Genomic DNA, 2,912 nt, shown 5'->3' with positions numbered 1-2,912 from the left:
GGCTGGAACTCACCGAAGCCTGCCGCGACCAGGCGGTTGGCCGGCACGCCGTTCTCGATCAGAAATTTCACCACCGAGGTCGAACGCGCCGTCGACAGTTCCCAATTGTCGCGGTAGCGGCCGGTGCCGGAGAGCGGCTTGTTGTCGGTATGGCCGTCGACGCGCAGCACCCAGTTGATCTCGGGCGGGATTTCCTTCTGCAACTCGATGATGGCGTCGGCGAGTTTCTTCATCTCGACCTTGCCGGCATCGTTGATCACCTCGGAGCCCGTTGGGAACAGCACTTCCGACTGGAAGACGAAGCGGTCGCCGACGATGCGGATGTTCTCGCGGTCGGCGAGGATTTCGCGCAAACGGCCGAAGAAGTCGGAGCGGTAGCGGTTCAACTCCTGCACGCGCTGCGCCAGCGCGACGTTGAGGCGGCGGCCGAGATCGGCGATCTTGGTGTTGGAATCGCGGTCGCGGATTTCGGAGACGTTGAGCGCATCCTCGAGCGCGCCGATCTGCTTGCGCAGCGCCGCGATCTGCTGGTTGAGTATCTCGACCTGGCTCAGCGCCTGCTGGCTGATCTGGCGCTGGCTGTCGAGTTCGCCGCCGAGCGCCGCTGCACGCTGATTGGCGGCGTCGCCGGCACCGGCACCTTGCGCCAGCAATCGTTCGAGCCGGCTCTTTTCCGCTTGCGCGGCCGACAGCGACGCCTGCAGATTGGCCAGGGAATCATCCTTGTCCTGCGCCGTCGAGCGCTCCAGCGCCAGCAGTTGGGTCAGTTCGTTGATCTGCGAGTTGAGGCGCGAGAGCGCCGTATCCTTGCCGGAGATTTCGCGTCCCAGCAGGAACTGCGCCAGCACGAAGACCGTGAGCAGAAACATGATCGCCAAAAGCAGCGTCGACAGCGCGTCGACGAAGCCCGGCCAGTAGTCGATGCGGCGATCGGTGCGCCGGCCCCTGGCGAGCGCCACTTCAGTGCACTCCGGGCTTCTTCAGGGCATCGGCGATCTTTTCCAGCGTGTTGCGCATCGCCTTCTGCTCGTCGGACTGGGCCTCGACCCAGTCGCGCATGATCTGCTGTTCCGAGCGCATATTCTTGACCAGGCCGGAAATGCCGTCGGCGAGATTGGCCATGGCGGTGGCGACGCGCGGGTTGGAGCCGCCGCCATTCTCCTGCATCGAGCGCAGCCGTTCCGACAGCACCCGGATCTCGTCGGAGGATTCGGTTTTGGCCGGGTCGGCGACGACGATGTCCGACGACAGGTCGGTGACCGAGGAAAGCCAGTTTTCCAGTTCGGTGTAGAAGCGCGTCTGGGCGCGGCCGGCCTGCAGGTCGAGGAAGCCGAGCACCAGCGAGCCGGAGAGGCCGAACAGCGAGGACGAGAAGGCGGTGCCCATGCCGGCCAGCGGCGCCGAAAGCCCCTGCTTCAGGGAATCGAGCACCGCGGCGGCGTCACCGGTGCCGGGATCGAGCGATTCGATGGTTTCGCGGATCGAGCCGATGGTGTTCAACAGTCCCCAGAAGGTGCCGAGCAGGCCGAGGAACACCAGCAGGCCGACGAGATAGCGCGAGGTGTCGCGGCTTTCGTCGAGGCGCGTGGCGATGGAATCGAGCATGGTGCGCATCGAACTGGTCGAGAAGGCCATCGCCGAGGAACGGCCGATCATCGCCTTCATCGGCGCCAGCAGCACCGGTTCGGTCGTCTCCGAGCCGGCACGGAAGGAGTTGACCCAGCGCACTTCGCGAAACAGTCGCCCAACCTGGGCGAAGGCCAAAAGGATGCCGACCACCAGCACGCCGACGATCAGGCCATTGAGGCCGGGATTGCTGCCAAAGGCGGTTGAGATCTGTCGGGTGAGGATGGCGGCGATGAAGGCGACGATGACCAGGAAGATCACCATGGTCAGCAGAAAGACCTGCGGGCTCGATAATTTATGCGGGTCGTAGATCAGGACATCAGAACGTCTGCCCATGCCGAAGGATCTGAGAAAAGCCATCCGTGCCCCGTTTCCGATGCCGCCGCCGATCACGTAAACCGCGACTCTAAACGGAATTGTGACCAAATTGAATGGCGCTTGGCAATATTGCCGCGTCGATAGTGTCAGAGGCGATTGATGACCAGACAGTCGACCATGGCGGCCAGATGCAGGCTGGCGCCGGTGACGACGAAACCGTGCCACAGCGCATTGTGGAAGCGCAGCCCCTTCCAGGCGAAGAAGATGACGCCGCAGGAGTAGACGATGCCGCCGGCAACGATCAGCGCTATCGATGTCGTCGGTAGCGTCTGGACAAGCGGCTTGACCAGGATGATGCCGCTCCAGCCAATGGCGAGATAGAAGCCGATCGCCAGCCGGTCGAAACGGCCGGGAAAGAACACCTTGACGGCAATGCCCAGCGCTGCCGCGGTCCAGACCAGCACGATCATCCAGCGCGCCAGCGGCGAGCCTTCGAGCTGCGCCAGGAAAGGCGTATAGGTCGCGGCGATCAGCAGATAGATCGCGGCGTGGTCGAAACGCCGCAACACCCATTTTGCCGGCGACGAGACCGGCCACAGATTGTAGGTCATCGACACCGAGAGCACGGTGAGCAGCGAAACCACGTAGAAGGCGGCGGCGATGTATTCGCCGGGTCCGACACGAAACGCCGCCAGCGCCAGCAGCGCGGAACCGGCCGATATCGCCAGCACGATGCCGACCGCGTGGACGATACCGTCAGCGATCATCTCGGCACGCGAATAGTGCCAGCGTCCGATGAACGGGATATCGGGGTAGGGTTCGTTGTCTCTCACTAAGCCGGGTTCCTGCGCCGCGCCCTCCAATCTGGGCGCTCGCCGGGCAGTATTTCAAGCTTCCGTTGCGGTTTTGCGACTGCGGCGCATCAGCGCGGCGGTTTGTCGGCGCGGCTTGCCTGTCAACGAGAGGAG

At 63.8% G+C, this 2,912-nt stretch carries 3 protein-coding genes; all 3 read right to left on the bottom strand.

All coding sequences use genetic code 11. From position 1 onward, the window contains the following. Positions 1-959, bottom strand: a 959-nt coding sequence (locus tag EN932_RS32795) for a peptidoglycan -binding protein (RefSeq protein WP_128369393.1), incomplete at its 3' end; no start/stop codon positions are given. 1 nt (position 960) lies between these two features. Continuing rightward, positions 961-1,986, bottom strand: coding sequence for a MotA/TolQ/ExbB proton channel family protein (locus tag EN932_RS32790; protein ID WP_013529124.1), 1,026 nt, complete (start codon positions 1,984-1,986; stop codon positions 961-963). A gap of 104 nt (positions 1,987-2,090) precedes the next feature. Next, positions 2,091-2,777 carry a hemolysin III family protein gene (locus EN932_RS32785; RefSeq protein WP_063170358.1) on the bottom strand — a complete coding sequence of 229 codons (687 nt, stop codon included), beginning with the start codon at positions 2,775-2,777 and terminating at the stop codon, positions 2,091-2,093. Positions 2,778-2,912 lie beyond the last annotated feature (135 nt).

The organism is Mesorhizobium sp. M7A.F.Ca.US.002.01.1.1 (assembly GCF_004022955.1).
GTDB classification, from domain to species: Bacteria; Pseudomonadota; Alphaproteobacteria; order Rhizobiales; family Rhizobiaceae; genus Mesorhizobium; species Mesorhizobium ciceri.
The sequence above is the reverse complement of the archived record's forward strand: the minus strand, read 5'-3'. Positions and strand labels throughout refer to the sequence as shown.